21 protein-coding genes are annotated in these 24952 nt (G+C 43.1%); 11 read left to right on the top strand and 10 right to left on the bottom strand.

Annotation, left to right across the window (positions count from 1 at the left end):
* Positions 1-171 precede the first annotated feature (171 nt).
* Positions 172-1449: a serine--tRNA ligase gene (serS, locus tag L6E24_RS11125; RefSeq protein WP_257742049.1), complete on the bottom strand. Its 1278-nt coding sequence runs from the start codon at positions 1447-1449 to the stop codon at positions 172-174.
* A gap of 178 nt (positions 1450-1627) precedes the next feature.
* Here serS and L6E24_RS11120 point away from each other — a divergent pair, with 178 nt between their 5' ends.
* A complete protein-coding gene (locus L6E24_RS11120; protein ID WP_257742048.1) occupies positions 1628-1834 on the top strand; it encodes a hypothetical protein in 207 nt (68 codons plus the stop codon).
* A 25-nt stretch (positions 1835-1859) separates the two neighbouring features.
* Here the strand turns inward: L6E24_RS11120 and L6E24_RS11115 are convergent, their stop codons facing one another.
* Positions 1860-2519, bottom strand: coding sequence for a GNAT family N-acetyltransferase (locus tag L6E24_RS11115; RefSeq protein ID WP_257742047.1), 660 nt, complete (start codon positions 2517-2519; stop codon positions 1860-1862).
* Between the two features lie 44 nt (positions 2520-2563).
* Here L6E24_RS11115 and L6E24_RS11110 point away from each other — a divergent pair, with 44 nt between their 5' ends.
* Together L6E24_RS11110 and L6E24_RS11105 are read left to right on the top strand one after the other, a co-directional pair.
* A complete protein-coding gene (locus tag L6E24_RS11110) occupies positions 2564-2800 on the top strand; it encodes a type II toxin-antitoxin system HicB family antitoxin (RefSeq protein WP_257742046.1) in 237 nt (78 codons plus the stop codon).
* A complete protein-coding gene (locus L6E24_RS11105) occupies positions 2797-3015 on the top strand; it encodes a type II toxin-antitoxin system HicA family toxin (protein ID WP_257742045.1) in 219 nt (72 codons plus the stop codon). Before L6E24_RS11110 ends, L6E24_RS11105 begins: the two co-directional genes overlap by 4 nt.
* 62 nt (positions 3016-3077) lie before the next feature.
* Here L6E24_RS11105 and L6E24_RS11100 read toward each other — a convergent pair whose 3' ends face one another.
* Both L6E24_RS11100 and L6E24_RS11095 read right to left on the bottom strand, forming a co-directional pair.
* Positions 3078-4448, bottom strand: coding sequence for an IS1634 family transposase (locus L6E24_RS11100; RefSeq protein ID WP_257742044.1), 1371 nt, complete (start codon positions 4446-4448; stop codon positions 3078-3080).
* A 30-nt stretch (positions 4449-4478) separates the two neighbouring features.
* Positions 4479-4754 carry a DUF4277 domain-containing protein gene (locus L6E24_RS11095; RefSeq protein ID WP_257742043.1) on the bottom strand — a complete coding sequence of 92 codons (276 nt, stop codon included), beginning with the start codon at positions 4752-4754 and terminating at the stop codon, positions 4479-4481.
* A gap of 147 nt (positions 4755-4901) precedes the next feature.
* On the opposite strand from L6E24_RS11095, the gene L6E24_RS11090 reads away from it, so the two are divergent.
* Entirely contained in the window at positions 4902-5060 is a 159-nt protein-coding gene (locus L6E24_RS11090) for a DUF2080 family transposase-associated protein (RefSeq protein ID WP_257741832.1), read from the top strand.
* 316 nt (positions 5061-5376) lie between these two features.
* Here the strand turns inward: L6E24_RS11090 and L6E24_RS11085 are convergent, their stop codons facing one another.
* The gene (locus L6E24_RS11085; protein ID WP_257742042.1) at positions 5377-6264 is read right to left on the bottom strand and encodes a GNAT family N-acetyltransferase; all 888 of its coding nucleotides are present in this window, start codon (positions 6262-6264) and stop codon (positions 5377-5379) included.
* Positions 6265-6397: 133 nt separating this feature from the next.
* Between L6E24_RS11085 and L6E24_RS11080 the strand changes: the two genes are divergently transcribed.
* Both L6E24_RS11080 and L6E24_RS11075 read left to right on the top strand, forming a co-directional pair.
* Positions 6398-7810: a DNA methyltransferase gene (locus tag L6E24_RS11080; RefSeq protein ID WP_257742041.1), complete on the top strand. Its 1413-nt coding sequence runs from the start codon at positions 6398-6400 to the stop codon at positions 7808-7810.
* 140 nt (positions 7811-7950) lie between these two features.
* The gene (locus tag L6E24_RS11075; RefSeq protein WP_308219155.1) at positions 7951-8805 is read left to right on the top strand and encodes an AvaI/BsoBI family type II restriction endonuclease; all 855 of its coding nucleotides are present in this window, start codon (positions 7951-7953) and stop codon (positions 8803-8805) included.
* Positions 8806-8937: 132 nt separating this feature from the next.
* Here L6E24_RS11075 and L6E24_RS11070 read toward each other — a convergent pair whose 3' ends face one another.
* Positions 8938-9612 (bottom strand): metal-dependent hydrolase, encoded by a 675-nt coding sequence (locus tag L6E24_RS11070; protein ID WP_257742040.1) that lies wholly within the window; start codon positions 9610-9612, stop codon positions 8938-8940.
* A gap of 89 nt (positions 9613-9701) precedes the next feature.
* Positions 9702-10337 carry a helix-turn-helix domain-containing protein gene (locus L6E24_RS11065; RefSeq protein WP_257742039.1) on the bottom strand — a complete coding sequence of 212 codons (636 nt, stop codon included), beginning with the start codon at positions 10335-10337 and terminating at the stop codon, positions 9702-9704.
* Positions 10338-10593: 256 nt separating this feature from the next.
* On the opposite strand from L6E24_RS11065, the gene glyS reads away from it, so the two are divergent.
* Both glyS and L6E24_RS11055 read left to right on the top strand, forming a co-directional pair.
* Positions 10594-12315 (top strand): glycine--tRNA ligase, encoded by a 1722-nt coding sequence (gene glyS / locus L6E24_RS11060; protein ID WP_257742038.1) that lies wholly within the window; start codon positions 10594-10596, stop codon positions 12313-12315.
* A gap of 9 nt (positions 12316-12324) precedes the next feature.
* Positions 12325-14658, top strand: coding sequence for a DEAD/DEAH box helicase (locus L6E24_RS11055; protein WP_257742037.1), 2334 nt, complete (start codon positions 12325-12327; stop codon positions 14656-14658).
* A gap of 43 nt (positions 14659-14701) precedes the next feature.
* Here the strand turns inward: L6E24_RS11055 and L6E24_RS11050 are convergent, their stop codons facing one another.
* Positions 14702-15169, bottom strand: coding sequence for an Sjogren's syndrome/scleroderma autoantigen 1 family protein (locus L6E24_RS11050; protein WP_257742036.1), 468 nt, complete (start codon positions 15167-15169; stop codon positions 14702-14704).
* 65 nt (positions 15170-15234) lie between these two features.
* On the opposite strand from L6E24_RS11050, the gene L6E24_RS11045 reads away from it, so the two are divergent.
* Positions 15235-15498, top strand: a complete 264-nt coding sequence (locus tag L6E24_RS11045; protein WP_257742035.1) for a stationary phase-response protein — start codon at positions 15235-15237, stop codon at positions 15496-15498.
* Between the two features lie 153 nt (positions 15499-15651).
* Here the strand turns inward: L6E24_RS11045 and L6E24_RS11040 are convergent, their stop codons facing one another.
* Both L6E24_RS11040 and L6E24_RS11035 read right to left on the bottom strand, forming a co-directional pair.
* A complete protein-coding gene (locus L6E24_RS11040) occupies positions 15652-16095 on the bottom strand; it encodes a secondary thiamine-phosphate synthase enzyme YjbQ (RefSeq protein WP_257742034.1) in 444 nt (147 codons plus the stop codon).
* 8 nt (positions 16096-16103) lie between these two features.
* A complete protein-coding gene (locus tag L6E24_RS11035) occupies positions 16104-16787 on the bottom strand; it encodes a hypothetical protein (RefSeq protein ID WP_257742033.1) in 684 nt (227 codons plus the stop codon).
* A gap of 592 nt (positions 16788-17379) precedes the next feature.
* Between L6E24_RS11035 and L6E24_RS11030 the strand changes: the two genes are divergently transcribed.
* Together L6E24_RS11030 and L6E24_RS11025 are read left to right on the top strand one after the other, a co-directional pair.
* A complete protein-coding gene (locus L6E24_RS11030; RefSeq protein WP_257742032.1) occupies positions 17380-20613 on the top strand; it encodes a PKD domain-containing protein in 3234 nt (1077 codons plus the stop codon).
* Between the two features lie 357 nt (positions 20614-20970).
* On the top strand, positions 20971-24804 hold the full coding sequence (locus tag L6E24_RS11025; protein WP_257742031.1) for a 6-bladed beta-propeller: 3834 nt from the start codon (positions 20971-20973) through the stop codon (positions 24802-24804).
* The last annotated feature ends 148 nt before the right edge of the window (positions 24805-24952 follow it).

Genomic DNA, 24952 nt, shown 5'->3' with positions numbered 1-24952 from the left:
AAGTTTAAACTGATTTACCGGGACTTCGATAATTATTCACATGATGATTTAAAAATATCCGGATATTTACGCAGAATAATTCAGCAAATTCTTAATATAATATATTTAGTTACCCTATACCCTTCGGAATAAATAATTCTTCCTGAGAATACACAAAACAAAAATAAGGTTTCAGAGAGTCTCAGCGCCGTTCATATACGGCCTTAAGACCTCAGGCACAACAACCGTGCCGTCCTCTTCCTGGTAATTTTCCATGATTGCACGAAGTGTTCGTGTGGTCGCAACCGCTGTGCTGTTTAAGGTGTGAACAAAGTTCTTTGTCTCAAAGTCATGGGCATCCCTGACTTTGATGTTCAGCCTCACAGACTGGTATGCCGTACAGTTTGAGCAGGATACAACCTCACGGTATGTCTCCTCACGCGGCATCCAGACCTCCATATCATACTTCTTGGCGGCGACAGTGCCTATATCTCCGGTGCAGATATTGACAACCCTGTACGGAAGTCCGAGCATCTGGTAAAGGTCCTCAGAATTTTTGAGAAGCTCCTCATGCATTGCCCATGAATCCTCCTCTTTGCAGTAGATGAACTGCTCAACCTTGTTGAACTGGTGCACCCTGAAAAGGCCCCTTGTATCAAGGCCGTGTGCACCGATCTCACGCCTGAAGCAGGGGCTTATACCAGCCATCCGGATTGGCAGATCCTTCTCCTCAAAGATCTCATCCATATACATGGCAGCCATCGGGTGCTCGCTTGTTGCAATGAGGAATTCATCCTCACCATCAATGGCGTACATCACATTCTCAAAGTCGGCGAGATCTGTAACGCCCTCGTATGCGGCACGGTTCATCATGTAAGGCGGAATTATGGGTGTATAGCCGCGTCCGGTAAGAAGATCGATTGCAAGACGCTGAAGTGCAAGGTCCATCAGTGCGAGGTTTCCCTTGAGCATGTAAAATCCGGAGCCGGAAATTCTTGCGGCACGTTCAAACTCTGCAAGGTTCTTCTCCACCGCAAGTTCGCCGTGATTTTTAAGCTCAAATGAAGGCACGGCAGCTTCGCCCCATTTTTTAACCTCTACATTCTCAGAGTCATCCGCACCGACAGGGACAGTCTCATGGAGAAGATTTGGGATTCTCATCCGGTAATATTTCAGCTTCGCATTAATCTCCTCAAGTTCTGCCTCATCTTCCTTTATTCTGGCAGGCAGGGATTTGGCCTCTTCAAGAAGTCCCGAAAAATCTTCCTTTGCTTTCCGTGCATCATTAATCTCCCGGCTGATGACATTGCGCCGTGCCCGCATGGTATTGATTCCGGTCTGCATCTCACGCGACTTAATATCCTTTGCAAGCAGATCGTCAATCCATAAAAGCTTCTCCTCATCTCCCCTTTTAGTGAGATCAGCCCTGACTAGATCCGGATTGTTTCGTATAAATTTCAGTTCAAGCATAAATTCATTATATTTATGCCGATCATATGGGATTATTGTTTTGAGGAACAACTCAGAAACGTGGTATAGCAGATATATTTCCGGGCAGGAATTATCATCAAAACACTGAACATAATGAAATATTTCCGGGAAAAACTATAACAGTGTTAAATCCAGAGAAATATCCGGGAGCAAAATAATGAATACAAAAATTACCGGAATCTTCAATGAGGGAGATACAGAGAGAATCAGGGAATGGGTGAAGAAAGAGACGGGATCCATATACAACAGTAAAGATGAGCTTGCTGAGCTCAGAACGGAAATAAAATCACTCAGACAGGCCGTTGAATTGATGAATAAAAAAATTGAGAGAATTGAAAAGATCCTGAATAATCAGTCTGACTGACCATCCATCCGCACTAAAAAGCAGTTCATCCCATCTCAAAGGATGTGACACCAAATATATTATTTAAGGGAAGCTTTGGCACTTCATTTCTGTACATCCTTGCAGTGCCGAATACCTCCACCATACCATACTTTTCAGCAATTGCTACCGCCTTCACATTGGGTTCAGGGGTATCAAAATAAACAGGGCCGGACTTAACTGAACCGGAATCTACAAAGCCACAGAGTGCAAGAAAGAGATCTTCTGCAATCATTTCATCTTCAGCAAAGAGAGGGCCGATTTTCCACCCGGAAACGCATCTCCGAATCATACCGTAACCTGTGATCTCATCACCATTCCGGCTGACAAAACAGGTGCTCTCCGGCTGGCTTATCCACTTCTCAAGAAAACTTCTCCTCTCAGCCGGAAAATGGCGGGTATCGTATTCAAGGAGTTCTTCAAAGGGAACTTCTGCCGCCCTTACAAAACCGTGATCCTTAACACCGGCAATCTCACCTTCCCACCTGATGTTCCGGTAAGCAAAGATAAACCCGTACTTTCGGGCATAAACATCCTGCATCTCGAAAACCCCGTCAGCACCGCAGATCCTTTCTTCCGTATGTGAAAGACCTCTCCTCAGCAGTGCATCACCAATGCCAAGGTTTCTCAGTTCCGGTCTTACAACGAGAAATCCTCCAAATGACAAATAATTAAATAACTTTATGCAGACATTAAAACAAGGCACACAAAATGGAACAAAACTTTAATTTTAGAACTATGCTTAGAAAAGAACCCGAAGGTGGATACACAGCATATGTACCCTCACTTCCGGGATGTGTAACATTTGGAGATACTATAGAGGAAGCTACAGAAATGGTAAGGGAAGCCGTTGAGCTGTACATTGAAAGCCTCATTGAGCATGGCGAACCCATACCCTCCGATGATGAAATATTTGAATATAATCTTCAGATTAAAGCACAGGCATGAAACTTCCAAATTTAAATCCGCAAAATTTAATAAAATTTATTGAAAAGAGAGGTTTTACTCTTGACAGGGTAAAGGGAAGCCACCACATATACATTCATCCTGAAACCAGCCAGAGAGTTGTTATTCCGGTTCACAAAAAAGATCTGCCTAAAGGTACGCTAATGGAGATATTAAAACAGGCAGGCATGAAAAAAGAAGATTTGGAAGACCTATAACTTACTTTCCGCACATCTCATTTCGCTAAAAAAAGAATTACCTAAGTTTCAGAAAAAAGGAGTCAATAATATTGAGAATATGTTGAGTGGGGCATATTAAGAAGGTCTAAGATGGTAATTTGTATGTCGTTTAGTTTTGGATTGAATGTTTTGACTAATGTTCCGTCATTAGTGAGATGCTGGCACTTCATGTCATCAAATAAGCCCAGTACTCTATCTGTAGTAGGTGAAGCACATTGCCGCTTTTCGGGATAAATCGGAATTGATTCCATCCCTGATTTTTTCATATTTATCCTTATTTCGCGCTCAATTAATGACTGAACCAGATGTGCAACGAAATAAATGAACAAAAGTGCCTCAATACGGGTAATATTTTTCAGGAAGATGGGCGCTACTCCATATACAGTCTTAAGTTGTTCATGACGTTTCTCAATTTTTGGTTGATATTTATATTTCTCCAGGATCTCCCCGTGAGTCATCTCTTTACAATTTGTGATTAGAGGAAACATACCATCGCTACGTGCATCAGTTTTGACGTTTACGTCATTGATTTTCCATTTCACTTGGTACTGGACTTTAGTATTAGCTACATATTTGGTATCTTTCGTTGGCCGTCCTCTCTTTTCCTGTTTATAGGATATTTTGCTTATTTCATCTATTTCCACATCAATCCAGCGCTTTGTGCCAGTTGCTTCTATAATAGTCTCTACTTCTTGTGATACTGCCTGTTTTGTTTTCAGGCAGCATCGCTTACTTTCTAATCTCTTTTGCAATTCCTCAAGTTCCAAAATACTTTTATCTATCCTTTTTTGCCGGCGATTTTGGTCAATTTCTTCTTTTTTGGAATTCCATGCCCACACAATTCTAAATCCCTCTTTTGAGCATATGGGCGATTCTACCATTTTCCACGTAATGGTTTGTCCTTTCTTATCCCTTGGATTCTGAACCTTACAAATTTCATCCCATGAGACCTTATTTTCGGCAACATGATCCCTAAACCATTTTTCCTCAGACCTTGTTTTCGGCAGAATGGTGATAAAGAATCCTCCCTCTTTATCGATATGCTTCATTGTTTCAGTAACACACAATTTACTGTCCGCCACGTAAATAAACTCAGTATCCCCTTTGATTTTCCTAAGCGTATCCCAAGTATCAATATGTGTTGTATCGTCCGTTCGATTACCATCGTAATTTTTATAGTGTATAGGTATAGCTCCGTCAGACGAAACAGTTAGATCAAATACAAGCTGCTTAAGATCAGGTCTGTGATCTTTGTTATGCCCATGGGTAATGTTAAGTGTTGATTTCCCACGCTGGTCTTCCCCGTTTGCATCTTCATAGTTACCATAGAAAGTTATTGAGGTTGAATCATTGTGAAACTGATCCATTTCGATATCGAATTTACGAACTGCTTTTAAGACAATTTCAGTCATAAGACTGGCTCTGTCGGCATCAAATAGCTTTTAAAGTGCCCTGCCAACCCTGTCATCATTGATGTAATCAACCTGTTCCGAATTAAGATGAAAAAGTTGTGGTGCAAATGGATCCACCCAGTCTTTGAAATTATAAAGTGCCAGTCGTCCCGCAATTATATTTCTTAATACGATGCCAATTGAGATATGTGGCATAATATGATTACTTGGATCTGCATGAGGCATTGCACATTTCAAAATATCGTCAAGTTCAAGTTTATCAATAAAATAATTGATAATTGGTAGCGCATCAAGCTTTTCAGGCATTAAATCGAGAAAATCCTCATTATTCACTGCTTTTCACCAAACCCAAAAGTAAACTGTACCCAGTATCTCAAATCCAGGTGGGGAATCAACATATCCTATATATTTCGGTCACAAAGTATTTAAGGATATCCATAGATATATTTAAGTGTGAGAAAAGTAGATGTTGTTGAGAAGAATTTCACCTTACAGGAAGAAGTGGAAGTAGTTTATGAAAAGAAAGTTACACCGTTTGGCAACTCTGCTAAAGTCGATGTACCAAAAAAATACAGAGGCTGGAGAGCATATGTCATTGTTGTAAAGGAATGATCATATTCTCACAACCAAATTATACAAGTGAGAATATTGTTTGCCAGTAGTTAGGTTAAAACGGCATGAAATGTTTCAAATTAAAAGTGCTGATTTGACAAAACCAAACTAAATGGCCCTATTTTGATTTAAAGCGAAAATTTTCATTTAGTTCAGAATAAATTATGCTAAAACGTTTTTTAGATCTGCGGAAAGTAAGCTATAACTTAATCTAATATTTCTTTGCCTTCACAGAGTGATTTTTATCCTTAATAATTCCCTTTTTTTCAGACTTTAGACGTTAATTCCATCAATGAATTATATGTGCAGTAAATGTTCATCCCATCTCAAAGGATGTGACACCAAATATATTAGTTAAGGGAAGCTCCGGCACTTCATTTCTGTACATCCTTGCGGTGCCGAATACCTCCACCATACCATACTTTTCAGCAATTGCTACCGCCTTCACATTGGGTTCAGGAGTATCAAAGTAAACAGGGCCGGACTTAACTGAACCGGAATCTACAGAGCCACAGAGTGCAAGAAAGAGATCTTCTGCAATCATTTCATCTTCAGCAAAGAGAGGGCCGATTTTCCATCCCAAGACACACTTTCTAATCATGCCATAGCCTGTGATCTCATCACCATTCCGGCTGACAAAACAGGTGCTCTCCGGCTGGCTTATCCACGTCTCAAGAAAACTTCTCCTCTCAGCCGGAAAATGGCGGGTATCGTATTCAAGGAGTTCTTCAAAGGGAACTTCTGCTGCCCTTACAAAACCGTGGTCCTTTATCCCCTCAATATCTCCTTCCCACCTGATATTCCGGTAAGCAAAGATAAACCCGTATTTACGGGCATAAACATCCTGCATCTCAAAAACACCGTCAGCACCGCAGATCCTTTCTTTTGTATGTGAAAGACCTCTCCTCAGCAGTGCATCACCAATGCCAAGGTTTCTCAGTTCCGGCTTTACAACCAGAAATCCACCGAATGAGAAGTTATCATCATAATTTGAAAACTGCACAATTCCAACAATAACACCCTCCGACTCAGCAACAAACCAGCCGTCAGGATCAACGGCATAATGGCATTCACCGTCATACAGTCCGGGATTCCAGCCCTCTTCAGCTGCCCGGCCAACTGCTGTTGAAACCTCACCGGGCCGCATATTTCTTATTATAAACTCAGTTTCGTTACTCTCTGAAATTCCGGTATCCTCTCCCATAAAGAATAATTGACAGATAAATTAATTGAAGGTTTCTAATCAGCATTCAGCCAGAATATGCAATATTAATATTCAGAGAACTCAGAATTGAAACTAGGATTCACTTGATATATCAATATATCAAAATGATATTGTGGAAGAATGCCTGTCTGTATTCACCTGTGATAACAGTGAAGAACTTGAAAATAAATATCAGAATATAATATGTCAGGATGACAGACTCTCAAGAAAAAACGTCAGCTTTCAGGCAAATAAAAATAAACCTTTTTACCGATGGTTTAGCTATAAAGAAGGTTTTTCATCAGAACTGACATCTATGCTGATTGCTGAATACCCTAACAAAGAGGGGATAATACTGGACCCCTTCGCCGGCTCAGGAACCACTTTATTTTCTGCCAGCGAGGAGGGATTTCATTCAGTTGGTTTTGAACTGCTCCCAATTGGTGAATTTGTATTTAATTCACGTAAAGCAGCTGAAAAATGTGATCCACGGCAGCTCAGGGAGGCAATATCTAAAATCAAAAGAATAAATTTTAAAGAATACCCATCTGATAAATCCATAAATATTCCTGAGATACCCATCACAAAAGGCGCTTATCCTCCTGATACAAAAATAAATATTAATGGATATCTCTCATACCTAAAATCACAGGATTATAACCCGGAAATTTACCAGATCTTAAAATTCGCCTGCTTCTGCATCCTGGAAAAGATCAGTTTCACAAGGAAGGATGGCCAGTACCTCAGGTGGGATAAAAGATCCGGCAGAAGCAGAACCACTTTTCACAAAGGAAAGATCTTTACCTTTGAAGAGGCACTCTATGAACAATTAGACAGGATTTTAGAGGATATACTAAAATATGAGTTTTTGGGAATAAAAAGATCTCAGGAGAATTCACCTTCCTCAATGAAAACAGGTTCATGCTTTGAACTGATTCAAAACTGTAAAGATGAATCTGTTGATCTGATAATTACATCCCCCCCTTATTGCAACAGATATGACTATACCCGCACATATGCTCTTGAATTAACATTTTTAGGAATAGATGACGAAAGAATAAAAAACTTAAGGCAGCAGTTATTGTCCTGTACCGTTGAAAATAAAGAAAAATACGACTATTTCAATAAGATTTATGCAGACAATTACGGACAGAATTTATTAATTAATGCTGAAAATTCCTTTAATTCGTGCCTGCCACTCCAGGAAATACTTAAAATATTAGAGAAATTAAAAAATGAAAAAAAACTGAATAATAATGGCATTTACCGAATGATAAAAAATTATTTTTTTGAGCATTCGATCCTTATCTCTGAATTTGCACGAATCTTAAAACCCGGAGGAAGAATATATTATGTCAATGATAATGTCAGATACGCCGGAGTAATAATACCTGTAGATTTAATATTATCAGAATTTGCAGAGGCAGCTGGATTAAAAGTGAAGGAAATAAGGAAATTACAGAGGGGAAAAGGGAATAGTTCTCAGCAAATGGGAAATTATGGCAGAGAAGAAATCAGAAAATGCGTATATTATTGGGAAAAATAATGAATATTTTGAAAAATAGTGACAAATTGCCTTTTAAGAATCATCTGGAGTCGAGGACCGATTTGATTACAAAGCCGGAGATAACCTGTGAGGGATTTATTAACCAGGCACTGAATAAAGGCAGATAAGCTGAACCTTACATAAATAAAGCATATATTCTGAAAAATGAAGCCAGAAAAGCTGACAGCCCTCAGGATTTAGTCAGGTTAAAAGAGATATATCCTGCGTTATTAAAAGCATCCATGATCTCGGCAAAAGCTGAAAAATATTTTGATGAGATCAACTCAAAAGAAGCAATAAATATGCTGATTAACGAATACCTCGAGCCCAAAGGAGATAACTTTGCTGATGAACTGACATACAGATATTTACTGAGTGAAGGTGACTCTTTTGGCGGCCATATGAGAAATGTAATCGGCAATATGTCAGAATGGAATCTTAAATCAATGCTCATATCTGCATTTGAACTGTATGAGATTGACTACCATTACTACCACAATAACAAATGGAATCCTCCTGATTCACAAAGTGATATTTACAGAAAGGCAAAAGGATTTGCCTGGTCGAAAGATGATTCAGGCCGGACATTAATGTTTAACATAAATGTGCCATTTCTGGAGGGTAATGGGAAAAACGTGGATGTATGCCTGTATAACTGCCACCATAAAAATTTCAGCTTCAGAGGAAAAAAAGATAATCCACCCACAAACTCTGAAAAAGAACTGTATCTCTGCCTCGGGGAATTAAAAGGAGGAATTGATCCCGCAGGTTCTGATGAACACTGGAAGACAGCAAACGAAGCAATATCCAGAATAAGGAAGGCATTTTCAGATCAGAAAAAAAGACCTGCAATATTTTTTGCTGGGGCAGCGATAGTGGAGACGGTTGCAAAACAGATGTGGTCCCAGCTGGAATCAGGGGAATTAACAAATGCAGCCAATATTACAAACAAAGACCATTTAAGCTCCCTCTGCTCATGGATAATCAGCCTCTGAATTGAAACAGGATGAATTCCTGCAACTCATCCCATTGGCAATTTCATACCTCCCGCCATTACCGGAATATTATCCGGCACAGCAGATCAAAAGTTCACATTATCCGGGAAAAAACTACACCCAAACCACAATTCAGTCTTTATCCAGGTAAGCAGCCGGACCAATCTCATCTCCGGGCATCATGACACAGACCTTCATATTGGTAACCGTCTCAATAGTCCTCTTAAACTCTTCTGCATCCTGCTCAATCAGTGGGAAAGTATTGTAGTGCATCGGAATTACAAGCGGTGCACCAACAAACTCAGCCGCCATCATAGCTTCTGTTGGCCCCATAGTAAACCGGTCACCAATAGGAAGCAGAGCAACATCCGGGTGATAGAGATCATGAATCAGCTTCATATCCGAAAACAACCCTGTATCTCCGGCATGATAGACCCTCACTCCGTCCACCTCAATAACAAAACCTGATGCAGGCCCGCCGTATGCACCCTCACCGCCCATCTCAAACCATGACGAGTGAAGTGCCGGAACCATTGTAAACCGGATACCCAGAACCTCAATTGAGCCTCCTATGTTCATCGGTTCTGTCTCAAGCCCGCGTGCAGAGAGATATTTAGCAAGCTCATTCGGGCAGACTGTCAGCTTATTTAAGGAAAGCGCCTCGCCAAGATGGTCATCATGCCCGTGAGTCACTGCCACAATATCCGGCTTACAGCCGAAATCACCATACGGCATAAAAGGATCTATCAAAATCTTCTTTGTGCCTTCAAGATAAAAGCACGAATGGCCAAGCCACTTGATCTTCATACAGATAAGATCAGTCTTTCTCAATAATAACCTTGCCCGCAGAAACTTCCGGAGCAAAAAAAACAGCTTAAGAATAATTTAAAAAAATATCAGGATATATCAGCCAGTTCAGCTTCAGTCCTGTCTATAGCGTCCGCAAGTCCGTCATTTGCAAGTCCTCCGGTCATTGACTCAGTAAGATCACGATCCTCCATCACATCCTTAATCCTCTCAAGGAATGGATCAAGAGTAATATCCTTCTCCTGTTCAATGACATGCCTGTATTCACGAAGTGTTGACGGGCTGATGCCAAGCTCTGCACTTATATCCTTCATCGTCTGCCCGGATTCGAGAAGCACTTCCATTTTGGCCCTCTCAAAAGGCATCTTGAAATCAAGATCGCGGAATAGTTTTAGTCTCACTCTGGCACGGGCCACAGTTTTAGAGAGTTTTTCATCCCCAAGATCACGTGCAATCTCGGTGTCGTTGCGTCCCTCATAGTACCCACATACAAGACAGGCGAGGTCCCTTGGTTTCAGTTTGGTCTTGAAAAAACCCTGATCAAGGATTTCACGCATAATTAAAGCGACTTCGCGCTCAATCGCGTCTTTATCACGCAAGGTACCATGAATCTTCTTCATAGGCTCTACAATTTCAGTTTTCCCGGAGATATTTGAAAATAAATCCAATAACTCCTTCTTCCTGTTTGTAGAGTTTGTCTTTTTCTTTCTTCTGACGGCTGCCATGTTATTACCACACCAGATAGACCTGTATAATTATCCCAATCACATAAATAAGTTCTCATTTGACATAAACATGACAACAGGAGAAGAATTAAATCTGAACAGACAATCAACAGGAAAATCTCCCATTCAGTTGATTAAAAGAGACTGACAACAGTAAATCTTCCGGATTATAAATTATTTATCCGGACACATCACTTTAATATATGTTTTATAATTCCCGGACAGAATTATTAAGAACATATCAGGTAATTTTAGTATGCCCGACATTTATGACAAAATAATGGAACTTGCAAAGAGGCGTGGATTTGTATGGCCAACATCCGAATGTTACGGATCAGTGGCCGGATTTATAGACTACGGCCCTCTCGGCGCAATGATGAAGAGAAAAGTGGAAAATGTCTGGCGTGATTTTTATGTCATCCGGGAAGGCTACTTCGAGATCGAATGCCCCACAATCGGCGAAGAATCGATATATATCGCATCAGGGCATGTAAAGGGATTTGCAGACAAGATGGTGCAGTGCCCGTCATGCAATGAATATCACAGGGCTGACCATGTTGCAGAAGCAAACGGCGTAAGCAATGCAGAGACAAAGCCCATAGAAGAACTGACAGAGATCTTAAGAGATCTGCCATGCCCCTCATGCGGTGAGAAGTTCGCAGGTTCAGAAGTCTATCACTTCAACCTGATGTTTCAGACAAACATCGGACCGGGTTCACAGAGAACAGGATACATGCGCCCGGAGACAGCCCAGGGCATATTTACGGACTTCAACCGCCTACTGAGATTTTACAGGGACAAACTGCCATTTGGTGCAGTCCAGATCGGAAAGTCATACAGAAACGAGATATCTCCCAGGCAGGGAATGATAAGGTTAAGGGAGTTCACACAGGCAGAAGCCGAGATATTCGTTCATCCGGATAAGAAGGATCACCCCCAGTTCTCCAGATATGCAGATATGAAAGTCCCTTTAAGAGGGATAGAGCAGCAGGAGAATGATCAGGAAGCTGCCATTACAGGAATGGCCGATGCTGTAAAGGAAGGAATTGTCGCAAACGAATATGTGGCATATTACATCGCACTCACATACGACTTCCTCATATCCTGCGGTGCAAAACCGGATAAGGTCAGGTTCAGACAGCACCTTCCGGACGAGAGAGCACACTATGCAACCGACTGCTGGGATGCAGAAGTATTCTCAGAGAGGTTTGGATGGGTTGAAACCGTAGGTATTGCCGACCGGACAGACTATGACCTGCGTGCCCACGCTTCACAGAGCAATGAGACATTCACTGTATTCATACCATACGAAACGCCGAAAAAAGTTATGCAGAAGAGGGTAAAGGCAGATATGGGACGGCTTGGGCCTTTATTCAGAGGCAAGGCAAAGGCAGTCTCAGAAGCCCTTGCAGAGGCAGTGCCTGACGGGGACGGTGCAAAAGTTGTCATAGACGGCGAGGAGTATTTTGTCCCCAAAGATATGTATGAACTTGTCGAGGAGGAGGTTGAGATCCGCGGTGAATATGTCATGCCGCATGTAATAGAACCATCCTACGGCATTGACAGGGTAATCTACTCTGTACTTGAACATGCCTACGAGGAAGAGGATGTTGACGGAGAAGTCAGGCGTGTCCTCCATTTCCCTCCAAAAATTGCACCAGTGCAGGTCGCAGTCCTGCCACTCATGACCAGGGACGGGCTTGATGAGATTGCAAAGGATATCGAAAAAGAACTTCTCGATGAGGGCATACTTGCCCAGTATGATGACAATGGCGCAATCGGAAGGCGTTACAGAAGGCAGGACGAGGTAGGCACTCCATTTGCCGTAACTGTGGATTACGACACAAAGGAAGACGGCACAGTAACCCTCAGAGACAGGGACTCAATGAAACAGGCAAGAGTCCCCGCAAAAGAGGTTCCGGCAATATTATACTCTCTAATCAAAGGCAGAATTAAATTTGAATCACTCTGCGAGTGATGATACCAGATGAAATACATAAGCCACCCGCTGATTAAACCGGACTCACTTGAGGAGAGAAGATACCAGTTATCAATAGCCGTGCATGCACTGGAGGGCAACACCATGGTTGTCCTTCCTACAGGGCTTGGAAAGACAGCTGTGGCCCTTCTAACAACCGCATCAAGGCTTAAGACTGCGGGCGGAAAGATGCTGATGATGGCACCGACAAAACCGCTTGTCGATCAGCACAGAAGAATGTTCACCGATCTTTTGATCGAACCTGAAGATCCGGACGATGAATTCTCCGGATTTGCATTCTTCACAGGTGAGACAAAAACCTCGCAGAGGCAGGAGATGTGGGAGAAGTCAAGGGTTATCCTTGCAACCCCGCAGGTCATAAAAAATGATATAATAGCCGGCAGATACTCACTGAAGGACGTAACCCTTCTGATAGTGGATGAATGCCACAGGGCAGTCGGAAACTATGCCTATGCCTTCATTGCGGAAGATTATATGCAGACCGGAAAAAATCCCCTGATTCTTGCAATGACCGCATCTCCGGGAAGCAAAGAGGAGAAAGTTCACGAAGTCTGTGAAAATCTCTCCATAAAAATTGTCGAGAGCAGAACGGAAGATGATCCGGATGTTAAACCCTACATCCATGAAAGAGAAGTTGAATATGTAAATGTTGAACTTCCGGAAGAGCTTGGAGAGTCTGTTGGCATGCTCAAATCCATCCTTGAAGAGAGGCTGAATACACTATCAGATATGGGCTACACTGTCCCCCGCCCGGATAAGCTCTCGATGAAGGAGTTAAACGGCATCAATGCCCAGGTTCAGAGGAATATCCAGAAGAGAGAGCCTGACGCATTCCTTGCAGCATCCATCCATGCCGAAATTATGAAGATCAGGCATGCCATAACCCTTGGGGAGTCACAGGGCAGCACAATTCTAAGAGGTTACCTGAACAAACTTGCCGGAGAGGCATTCTCACCCTCCGGGAGCAAAGCCGGAAAAAGGCTTGCAGCAGACCACACCTTTCAGGATCTGCTTGCAGAGTCAGACGGGTGGAAGGAGGAGATCCACCCCAAACCGGACATGGTCTCTGAGATAGTGAAGGCACAGCTGGAAAAATATCCGGAGAGCAGAATACTCGTATTTGCCAACTTCCGTGACACTGTAAACCTCCTCTCTGAAAGACTCAATAAGGAAGGCTTTGAATGTGCACGATTTATCGGTCAGGCTTCAAGGGACAGTGAGAAGGGACTGTCACAGAAGAAGCAGATCGAGACATTATGCAAATTTAAGGAAGGAGAGTTTAAGGTGCTTGTGGCAACATCTGTCGGTGAGGAAGGGCTTGATGTACCCTCAACCGACCTTGTCATATTCTACGAGGCAGTACCCTCTGAGATCAGAAGCATACAGAGGAAAGGCAGAACGGGGCGGCACGGAAGCGGAAAGATAATTGTCCTGATAACCAAAGGCACAACCGATGAGACATTCCGGTACATAAGCGGCTCAAGAGAGAAGTCGATGAAGAAGGGGATATCTCTTCTGAAGGAGAATATAGGCAGAAAACCTGAGATACAGGGCAGCCTTCTGAACTTTGCCGGTGAAGGCAGCACAGGAGATGCAGGAACTCCAAGAGATCAGATGACTGACAGTGAAGCTGTCCAGGCAGCAGGGCAGACCTCATTTGAGAACTTTCCACCCACAACCTCCGGCCCGGTCATAATTGCGGATGACAGAGAGACATCATCAGCAGTAGTTGAAAATCTCTATAAGAAAGGTGCATCCCTCACCATTGAAAGGCTTGAATACGGGGACTATAAAATAGGAGATAAAATACTCGTTGAGAGAAAGACAGCAAGGGATTTTGTCGATACACTCGTTGAAAGGGACCTTATAGGGCAGGTCAGAAAGATGTCAGAGGAAGTGACAAAGCCAGTTCTGATAATTGAGGGTGAGAACCTCTACTCACAGAGAAATATCAATCCGAATGCAATAAGAGGCGCACTTTCGGCTATAACCATCGGCATGGGTGTATCAGTCCTCAGAACCGAAAATTCATCCGACACAGCAGAGATGCTCTATGTCATGGCATCAAGGGAGGCAGGCAGCAATACATCATACCACCGCAGTGCACACCAGCAGAAGGCGTATAGGTCAAAAAGGGAGAACCAGGAATATATCATATCTTCATTTCCGGGAGTCGGCCTTAAAAATGCAAGAGCACTGTTGGAGAAGTTTGGCACAATTCAGAATATCCTCAATGCCGAAGAGGACGAGCTGGAAAGTGTTCCAGGTATCGGCGAAAAGATTGCCAGGTCAATACTTGACATATCAAAAAACAGGTATTAAACCGGAATATTACTGCCGCAATGCAATAATCCGGCCAAAAAAACTATCTCTTTTTCAGTTCGTTCAGCGCACCTGTTCCGGTCTTAATACATCTCATATAAGTAAGACAGTCACCGGGGTTTGCAGTATCCCTGATTCGTTCACATAAGTCCTTTATTGTATCCTCAATATCAAGATACAGAGAATCCGGGTGGAAATCTTTCACTTCCGGAATATTTTCAGCCATGTTTCCGGCAGAAGATCTGACGGAATTTCTGACGTAGGAAGAGGCATCGGGCGCGCTTATGCACCCATTACTATATTCACTGTCATTATTGGCAATCTCACTTTTCTTTGCAGATTCATGAACAACAGGAGGCTCTGCTGCAACAGGCGGATTTTCCGCACAGACTACACATAACGTCTCCCCTTTAACAATAAAAAGAGGCGAACCACAGACAGAGCATGTCTTTTCAAGCATTTTACCACCTTTCAAAAGGTAATCGGCCATAATATCCTCAGGCTTTCTCATTTATGCACCATCTCTACATCTTATATATGCTCAACCACCAATTAATAATAAGATGGTGATATAATATGGCAGAACCTGAAAAAATCATAAGTAACTGCGTAATGATGCTCCAGCAGATAACAGAGGATTCAACAATCCCAAGAAACATCAGAAAGGTTGCAGACGAGACAAAAAAAGTCCTTACCAATGAGAAACAGACTCTCGGCCTTCGCGCTGCAACAGCAATTTCAATGATCGATGAGATCTCAAACGACCCTAATATGCCTGTTCATGCAAGAACAAGAATCTGGGGACTGGTATCACAGCTTGAGACAGTACCGCTTGACTGAATAATCATCAATAAAACAATACATTTTTCAATCCGGATATAAAGTTAAGAGCCACGAATATGGATATATCCTCCATTAAGGCGATTTAACCAAAAGATCCGGAAAATAAAAAGTATAAGATCAAAAATGCAGATCTGAAATTTTTGCTGACTTTTATACTGAATTTCTAAAGAGAGAACCTAAATCTCCTAAGAGAGTACAGTGGACTTTTCTTGACCGCTTATTTCTGACATCAAGTTCAAGGAGAACAATCTGCTGCCATGTGCCGAGGAGAAGACTCTTATCCCTGAAAGGCACTGTCAGTGACGGACCGATTATTGCCGCCCGGACGTGCGATCTGCCGTTGCCGTCACCCCATGCGAGATCGTGTTTATATTCAGCATCAGCCGGGGCGATTACATTGAGTGCCCTGTTCAGGTCTTCAAGGACTCCGGGCTCGTACTCTATTGTTGTTATAGCGGCCGTTGAGCCTTCACAGAAGATGTTTACAATGCCATCCGAAAGTCTGCTCTCAGAGAGCAGTTTTTGCACATCCGGAGTGATATCAATTATGTCACCCTCACCTGCGGTCTCGATATTCAGGATATAGTGCTCCATAAAAAGAGTTATTTTTTCGTATAAAGATAAGTCTCTTCCGTTGTAATCTCTCCTCCGGTTGGCATATTCACCTTCACCTTAATCTGGCCGATTCCAAGGTCATACTCTCCGGTGTTAAGTTCATTATATGGAATCCTAAGACCGCTTAAAGGATTGTCACTGCCTTCATCAGATGATGTTATTGTTGCATATCCCCTGTACAGGACTTTTCTCGGACTTACCGAACGCTGGAGTTTATCAAACAGCGGAGTGTATGCAGTCACTTCAGCCCTGATTGACGAACCGCTGAAGATGACCTTTCTGCCATATTCATCATAGAAGGTAAAGTGAATGACAATTCCATCATTTCCCGGTTCTGCGTCCCAGTCAACAGGCTCACCGAAGAGATCCATCTGCTTAATCATCGATGGTGTTCCGGCCACCTCTCCGGCATACACATAACAGGGAGTTGTATAGCCTGTTACTGCCGGAACTACCCCATTATTGGTATTGCCGGACACTGATGAAGCATCAGCAGAATTCTGGTAAACGGTGTTTGTGCCTGCCGGACTGACAGGATTTCCGGAGGCACCCGAATCAGCTGCCTGTGAACCAAACCGGGCAGCATCCGGATACTTTGTCAGGATAATGTACCCTCCGGCTATGATTACAAGAATTACAACCACAATAGCCACAATATGTCCTTTTTGCATAGTCTGAGTTAGAGCGGGATATGATATAATAATATATGGTAAACGGCACAATCGTATTTTTCAGTGATATGATATCTGAAACAGACAATGTCAGCTTAGATCAGATGATAAAGTAATCTATGCTTAAAAATGATCAGTCATCACTGATTTTTCAGTTATATGAAAACATGAAACAGGCTACACAGCTTATTCAGCTGAAAAGGTATGTAATCCAGAAGCTTTATCTGTTCATCACTGGATTTTCCGACAGTGCCGACAAAAAGGAACAATTATATCATATGGCGGTAAATAAAAATCATTGCTGGGGATCCATTATATGTTTGAATATATCCACATATAACATATATAATTGGGGCCGTGAATATTTCTTATTTTATTCTCCCAAATTATTCTATAATCAGCATTTGTACATATATTGAACAAATGAGTTGTATGACATTAATATATTCTGTTGATTTTCTGAATATATTATAATGTCAGAATTTAAATCATTATTATTATATGGAGAAATTATATGAAATTCAAAAAACCTGTTTTAAATATCTTTTTTTTGTCTGTGATTATTATGCTGACTTTTGCAGCGGTGCCTGCATTGGCTGTAACTGAGGACCAGTATGGAATTCCGGGAAATGTAACCGCTGAAAATATCAGTGTAAAATCATCTGATGCCGGAGCTGTTACAACCGGTACTGCTGAAATGAACTGCACTGTTAATTCTACGTTTAAACCTACAGGAGCCGGTTGCGTATCTATTACAGCTGGCGTTAATGTTACCAGCCCTGAAGTCATAAACAGAGAAATAAAAGATAATCCTGCAGCTCCAGTAGAAGCAGATTTTGAGAACCTTATAGTCCCATGCCTGGCTTCAGGCAGGAACAACCAGACATTTAATGATCTGGGTTTTACCTTAGTCGGCGACCTTAATTCCGGCGATTATGTTGAGATTAATCTCTCAAACCTTGTAACTGCCGGAGCAGACTTCAGTGTGGTGGATGCTGCCAGGACAAATGATACTGTTGTAACCAACTACGCCGCCTCCGCAGCTAACCTTACAGTTGGCATTGCTTCTAACAGGGTCAGGGTTACAGTTGCTGATGGCGGATTTGTCAATACCAGTACATCTGTCACACTTGGCTTAAGAGACAAAGATGGCAGAGCAGACATAGTTGATGTCAAAGCCGGTTCATCCGGACATTATGGTATTAACTTTACAAGGTCGGATTCCGGTTCCGTGGATACTGCAAAAGGAATCATTGGTGGCAATATCCTCAACGGAAGTGCAACTTCACTTCATAATGATGATTCCGGTCAGGCACAGAACTTCAGATTCACATTTGATGGTGACTTTGCAGTGAATGAGAAATTTGAGATTATAGTAAAAAATAGTAACATTGAATATGCAACCGATATGGAGGATGACTACGAAGTGGCCAACGCAGATGCATTTGTTTCAGATGTGATATCATACGCTGGTGCAAATACAACAATTACTCTTACGTCCGGAGACGATATAGCATCAGGTACTGAAGTTACAGTTAGAGCCCGCTATGTTAACTCTTCAGGAACAGAGAATGAACCTGTTGATGTTGCTGTCAACCGTCTTGACACCAATAACGGTGATGAATTCAGATTTAATGTTGGTAATTTTATTGTGGTCAGCCCTTCCACTGCAACGGTCGGCAGGGATACAGTTACAGTATCTTTCCTTGAAATTGAGAATAGTAATTCCCTGACATTTACTCTGAATGCAAAAATCAGTATTACAGGTCCTTTCAGGGTAAATCTTACAGATTTTACTGCACCGTTCGGGACTATGGATGGCGGTACATTTGTGGTTAATGGAAATAGTTCTCTTGATAATCTGTCTGTCAAAATATCCGAACCGGATGGGACCAAAAATAATTATACGCCGGTTCAGGGTGTACCGGAGAAATATCAGATAACCAAAGGCGCTTATGATTATATTGAACTAAGCGGTGCCGGAGTTGGAGGTGAGTGTTTTTCGCTGACCTTTACGGGCAAGGTTGAGGATTTAACAGGTTCTGCACCACACGATGTCACGTTTGTAATTAATGATGCCGAATATATATGTCCCATTGTATCTTTGGATATGACTGTAGGTTCAAACTCTGCGAATAAGGATATAACTCTTGTGATGCCTGACATTCATATTCCTGTGGACTGGCAGAATTGCCTTGGAGGCAGTAATGACGATGGGGGTTATAGTATTTCACAGACCTCTGAAGGTGGCTATATCGTCACCGGATATACATATTCAGACGATGGTGATGTATCCGGCCACCATAGTGGTGAAGATATGTGGGTCGTGAAACTGTTCGAAAACGGCACTCCTGAGTGGCAGAGGTGCCTTGGAGGCAGTAATGACGATATAGGCAAGAGAATTGTCCAGACCTCTGATGGTGGCTATATCGTCACCGGAACTACTAAGTCAAACGATGGTAATGTCTCCGGCAACCATGGTGGTGAAGATATGTGGGTCGTGAAACTGGATAGTGGAGGTAACCTTGTCTGGCAGAAGTGCCTTGGAGGCAGTAATAACGATAAAGGCAAGAGTATTGTCCAGACCTCTGAGGGTGGCTATATCGTCACCGGATATACATATTCAAACGATGGTGATGTATCCGGCAACCATGGTGGTGAAGATATGTGGGTTGTGAAACTGGATAGTGGTGGTAACCTTGTCTGGCAGAAGTGCCTTGGAGGTAGTAATAACGATAAAGGCAAGAGTATTATCCAGACCTCTGAGGGTAGCTATATCATCACAGGACATACATATTCAAACGATGGTGATGTATCCGGCTACCATGGTGATCAGGATATGTGGGTTGTGAAACTGGATAGTAGCGGTACCCTTATCTGGCAGAAGTGCCTTGGTGGCAGTAATGACGATAAAGGCGAGAGTATTGTCCAGACCTCTGAGGGTGGCTATATCGTCACCGGAGATACATATTCAGACGATGGTGATGTCTCCAGCAATCATGGTTATGAAGATATGTGGGTTGTGAAACTGGATAGTGGTGGTATCCTTCTCTGGCAGAAGTGCCTTGGTGGCAGTAGTTATGATTCCGGCAAGAGTATTGCCCAGACCTCTGAGGGTGGTTATATTGTCACCGGAACTACTGAATCAGACGACGGTGATGTCTTCGGCAAGCATAATTTTAGTGATATGTGGGTCGTCAAACTTTCCGGGGCTGGTACCCCTGTCTGGCAGAAGTGCCTTGGTGGCAGTAGTTATGATTCCGGCAAGAGTATTGTCCAGACCTCTGATGGTGGCTTTATCGTCACCGGATATACAGATTCAGATGACGGTGATGTTTCCGGCAACCATGGTTTTGATGATATGTGGGTTGTGAAACTTCCTGCTGTGTTCGGAGAAGAAGTACTTGCTGCCGGTTTTACTGTGGATCAGACTAACGGGACACTGCCTATGACTGTTAAGTTCAGTGACCTGTCCACCGGAAATCCTGTGTCATGGTCCTGGTCATTTGGTGACGGTGAAACGTCCACACTTCAGAATCCTGAGCATAACTATACATCCCCCGGAAACTACACAGTCAGTCTGACGGTTACAGACAATGCCGGCAGTGACACTGAGACAAAAGCTGAGTATGTCCTTGTGTATCCAAAAGGTGATTTCAATCACAACGGCAGAGTTGACATTGGTGATGCTGCTATAGTTTCTTATATGGTAATTAATAAAGCCCCGGTAGACCTGAAAGCTGACTTTAATGGCAACGGAGCCGTTGACATCGGTGATGCGTCAAAGATTGCGTATTATGTTGCCGGAAAAATCCCTTATCTGTGAGATTTACCGTGTGCTCAGGGGCTGTTGCTTTGGCTGAAGAAATCATATGGGCCGCACAGATCACAAAAAAAACAAAATCCACGAATACCCCCGAAGGCCAAACAGACAACATAACCCACAAAAAGAATATCTTTTTTTTCCAGGGCTTACAGGTGGGGTAATTACTGAGTATATTCACTGAATTTCCGGTTGGGAAACAATTCCCGGAGATAGGTTTATCCCTGTCCGGACTGACAATTTATATTATCTGACCTGACTGATGATTACCGGGAATTACTTTGGAGGACTGACTGTAGCAGGACACTGTGAATAAGTCATGGGAGGCATTTCCATACCATCAGGTCTGGAGGATTGGGTATGAAATCTTTAAAATATTTTCTCATAGTTTTGGCTGTAATCTCTGTATCGGCCTTATTAGGTATCGCATCTGCTCAGGGGCCGGAGTCTTCTGATGCAGATACTCTCTGTATTTTAAATGCTGACTCGCCGGATTATGAATTTGTGTTCAAATGGGGTTCTTATGGTACATATGGCAGTCCTGCCGGTGTTGCGGTGGATTCTGCCGGTAATATGTATATTTCAGATTTCCCGAATCACTGCGTCTGGAAATTTGACAGTAATGGCATTTTGGTTAGTACATGGGGATCAGAAAGCGCTGGTGATGGTCAGTTCAGTCGTCCGGAAGGGATTGCTGTTGATTATTCCGGCAATGTGTATGTCGCAGACACTTACAATTCCTGCATTCAGAAGTTTGACGGCTATGGTACGTTTATCTGTAAATGGGGATCAGAAGGTGCTGGTGATGGCCAGTTCAGTCGTCCGGAAGGGATAGCCGCAGATGGTTCCGGCAATGTGTACGTTGCAGACTGCTGGAACCACCGCATCCAGAAGTTTGACAGTGATGGCACCTTTATCTGTACATGGGGTATAAAAGGCACCGCCGATGGCCAGTTTAATTATCCGGGAGGTGCTGCTGTTGATTATTCCGGAAATGTATATGTCTCGGATACCTGCAATTGCCGGGTTCAGAAGTTTGACAGTAATGGCACTTTCATCTGCACCTGGGGCCGGGAAGGTACCGGTGATGGTCAGTTCAGTCGTCCGGAAGGGATAACTGCAGATGATTCGGGCAATGTGTACGTTGTGGACAATGAGAATTTCCTTGTCCAGAAATTTGACCTTAATGGCACATTTATCAGTAAATGGGGCTCTTATGGTGAGGGCGATGGTCAGTTTGATTACCCGTCAGGAATTACTGTTGATAATTCCGGCAATGTCTGTGTTGCAGATACTGAGAACCACCGCATCCAGAAGTTTGACAGTGACGGCACCTGGCTTTCCGGGATATTTCTTTCGCCTCTGACAGGTTATTTAGACTGTCCAAAAGGTATTGCTGTTGATAATTCCGGCAGTTTATATGTTGCAGACTCCGAAAATTCCCGCATCCAGAAGTTTGGTAATGATGGCACATTTATAAGTGAATTTGGTTCTAAAGGCACTGGCGATGGTCTGTTTTATTATCCGGAAAATATTGCTGTTGATAGTTCCGGCAGTATTTACATTGCAGACACCTACAATTACCGCATCCAGAAATTCAGCAGTGACGGCACTTTTATCAGTACATGGGGCATAAAAGGCTCTGGCGATGGCCAGTTTGAACAGCCCCGTGGCATTGCTGCTGACAGTTCCGGCAGTATATACGTTGTAGACACCAACAATCACCGCATCCAGAAGTTTGGCAGTGACGGGACATTTATCTGCACGTGGGGACAGGAAGGCACCGGCGAGGGTCAGTTTCATTATCCAAGAGGCGCTGCTGCTGATAGTTCCGGCAATGTATATATTGCTGACTCCTGTAATCACCGCATCCAGAAGTTTGGCAGTGACGGCACCTTTATCTGCACATGGGGACAGGAAGGTACCGGCGAAGGTCAGTTTAAAAACCCGGATGAAATTTTTGTTGACAATTCAGGCAATGTGTTTGTTGCAGATCACAGGAATCACCGCATCCAGAAGTTTGACAGTGATGGTACCTTTATCTGTACCTGGGGGTCAGAAGGCACCGGTGATGGTCAGTTCAGATATCCTGAGGGCATTGGTGCAGATAATTCCGGGAATATCTACGTTGCAGACTCCTACAATAACCGCATCCAGGTATTTGCTCCGGTAACAGACCCTGTCTGTACTTCACGTGAGATACATTCATCTGCCCTTTTTTCCGGAGGTGAAACAAAGGTCACAATATCAATAAAAAATGCCGAAGGAAAACCGCTTGTTCTAAAAGAGCAGGTGCCGGCAGGGTGGATGGTAAGCAGGGGCATAGACAGTGCAGACAGTTTCAGTTTTGGTCAGGATATAGCACAGTGGGAATGGACTGAGGTTTCCGGAGAGAATTTAAGCATTAATTATCAGCTTAAAACCCCCGAAAGTGCCGAAACAGGGATATATTCTCTGAACGGGACACTCTTCGGACAGAATGGTATCATCTGCAGTATTGGCGGAAATAATACTATTAATGTAACAAAAACTCCTCCTTCTCCGGCGATTGAATGGCAGAGATGTCTTGGTGGCAGTAATGATGATTCTGCCAATAGTGTCTCCCTGACCTCTGATGGTGGTTATATCGCTACCGGATATACACAATCAGATGATGGTGATGTCTCAGGCAATCATGGTTCAGGAGACCTGTGGGTGGTTAAACTGTCTGATGCAGGCTCACTTCTGTGGCAGAAGTGTCTTGGTGGCAGTAACTGGGATGAAGGCCGGAGTATTTCTCAGACATCCAACGGAGGCTATATTGCCACCGGTTTTACATGCTCAACGGATGGTGATGTCTCCGGGAACCATGGGTACAGGGACCTGTGGGTAGTCAGACTGTCTGATGAAGGCACACTTATGTGGCAGAGATGCTTTGGAGGTAATTCTACTGATAGTGGCCAGAGTATTTCCCGGACTTCTGATGGTGGGTATATTGTTGCCGGATATACAAAATCAGATGATGGTGATGTCTCCGGCAATCATGGGCTGATTGATGTGTGGGTAGTTAAAATGTCCGAAAACGGGACTCTGGAGTGGCAGAAGTGTCTTGGTGGCAGTAATTATGATGAAAGTTTTAGTATTCACCAGACCTCTGATGGTGGCTATATTGTCGGCGGTTATACAAAATCAGACGATGGTGATGTCTCCGGCAATCATGGCTCAGTAGATGTATGGGTAGTCAGACTGTCCGAAAACGGGACCTTAAAATGGCAGAAGTGTCTTGGTGGCAGTGAGACGGATGTTGGTTATGACATCTCTCTTACCTCCGATGGCGGTTATATTCTCACCGGATATACATATTCAGACGATGGTGACGTCTCCGGCAATCACGGATGTGAGATGTGGGTGGTAAAACTTTCCGGGGACGGCACCTTAGAGTGGCAGAAGTGCCTTGGTGGCAGTTATGAAAGTAATGGCTCAGGTATTGTCCAGACGTCTGACGGCGGTTATATTGTCGCCGGAACTACATATTCAAACGATGGTGACGTCTCCGGCAATCATGGTTGTTATGATATATGGATTGTCAGACTGTCTGAATCGGGCACATTAAAGTGGCAGAAATGTTTGGGTGGAAGTAACTGGGACTTTGGCTTTAGTATTTCCCAGGTATCTGATGGCGGTTATATCGTTGCCGGATATGCAGGATCAGATGATGGTAACGTTTTTGGGAACCATGGCGATTATGATGTGTGGGCCGTAAAACTTGCTCCGGATTCCGGAGAAATAGCTCCTGTTGCCGGTTTTACTGTGGATCAGACTAACGGGACACTGCCTGTGACTGTTAAGTTCACTGACCTCTCAACCGGAAGTCCGGTGTCATGGAACTGGTCATTTGGTGATGGGGAAACGTCCACACTTCAGAATCCTGAGCATAACTATACATCCCCCGGAAACTACACAGTCAGTCTGACGGTTACAGACAATGCCGGCAGTGACACTGAGACAAAAACAGAATATATTATTGTATATCCAAAAGGTGATTTCAATCACAACGGCAGAGTTGACATCGGTGATGCTGCTATAGTTTCTTATATGGTAATTAATAAAGCCCCGGTAGACCTGAAAGCTGACTTTAATGTCAACGGAGCCGTTGACATCGGTGATGCGTCAAAGATTGCGTATTATGTTGCCGGAAAGACGGGCAGTCTTTAAGAATTTTTAAAAATTAATCCCTTTATTTTTCCAGAAAAACTAAACGAAATTATAAAGTTCAACCTAAAATATTACAGAATATCTTAATTAAGTACTCATCTCGATTTCACCAGCTGCAACTGGACGGCAGCAAATCCTGCCAAACTCA

The organism is Methanoplanus endosymbiosus, from assembly GCF_024662215.1.
GTDB lineage: Archaea > Halobacteriota > Methanomicrobia > Methanomicrobiales > Methanomicrobiaceae > Methanoplanus > Methanoplanus endosymbiosus.
This window is presented reverse-complemented; position numbering and strand designations above follow the sequence as displayed.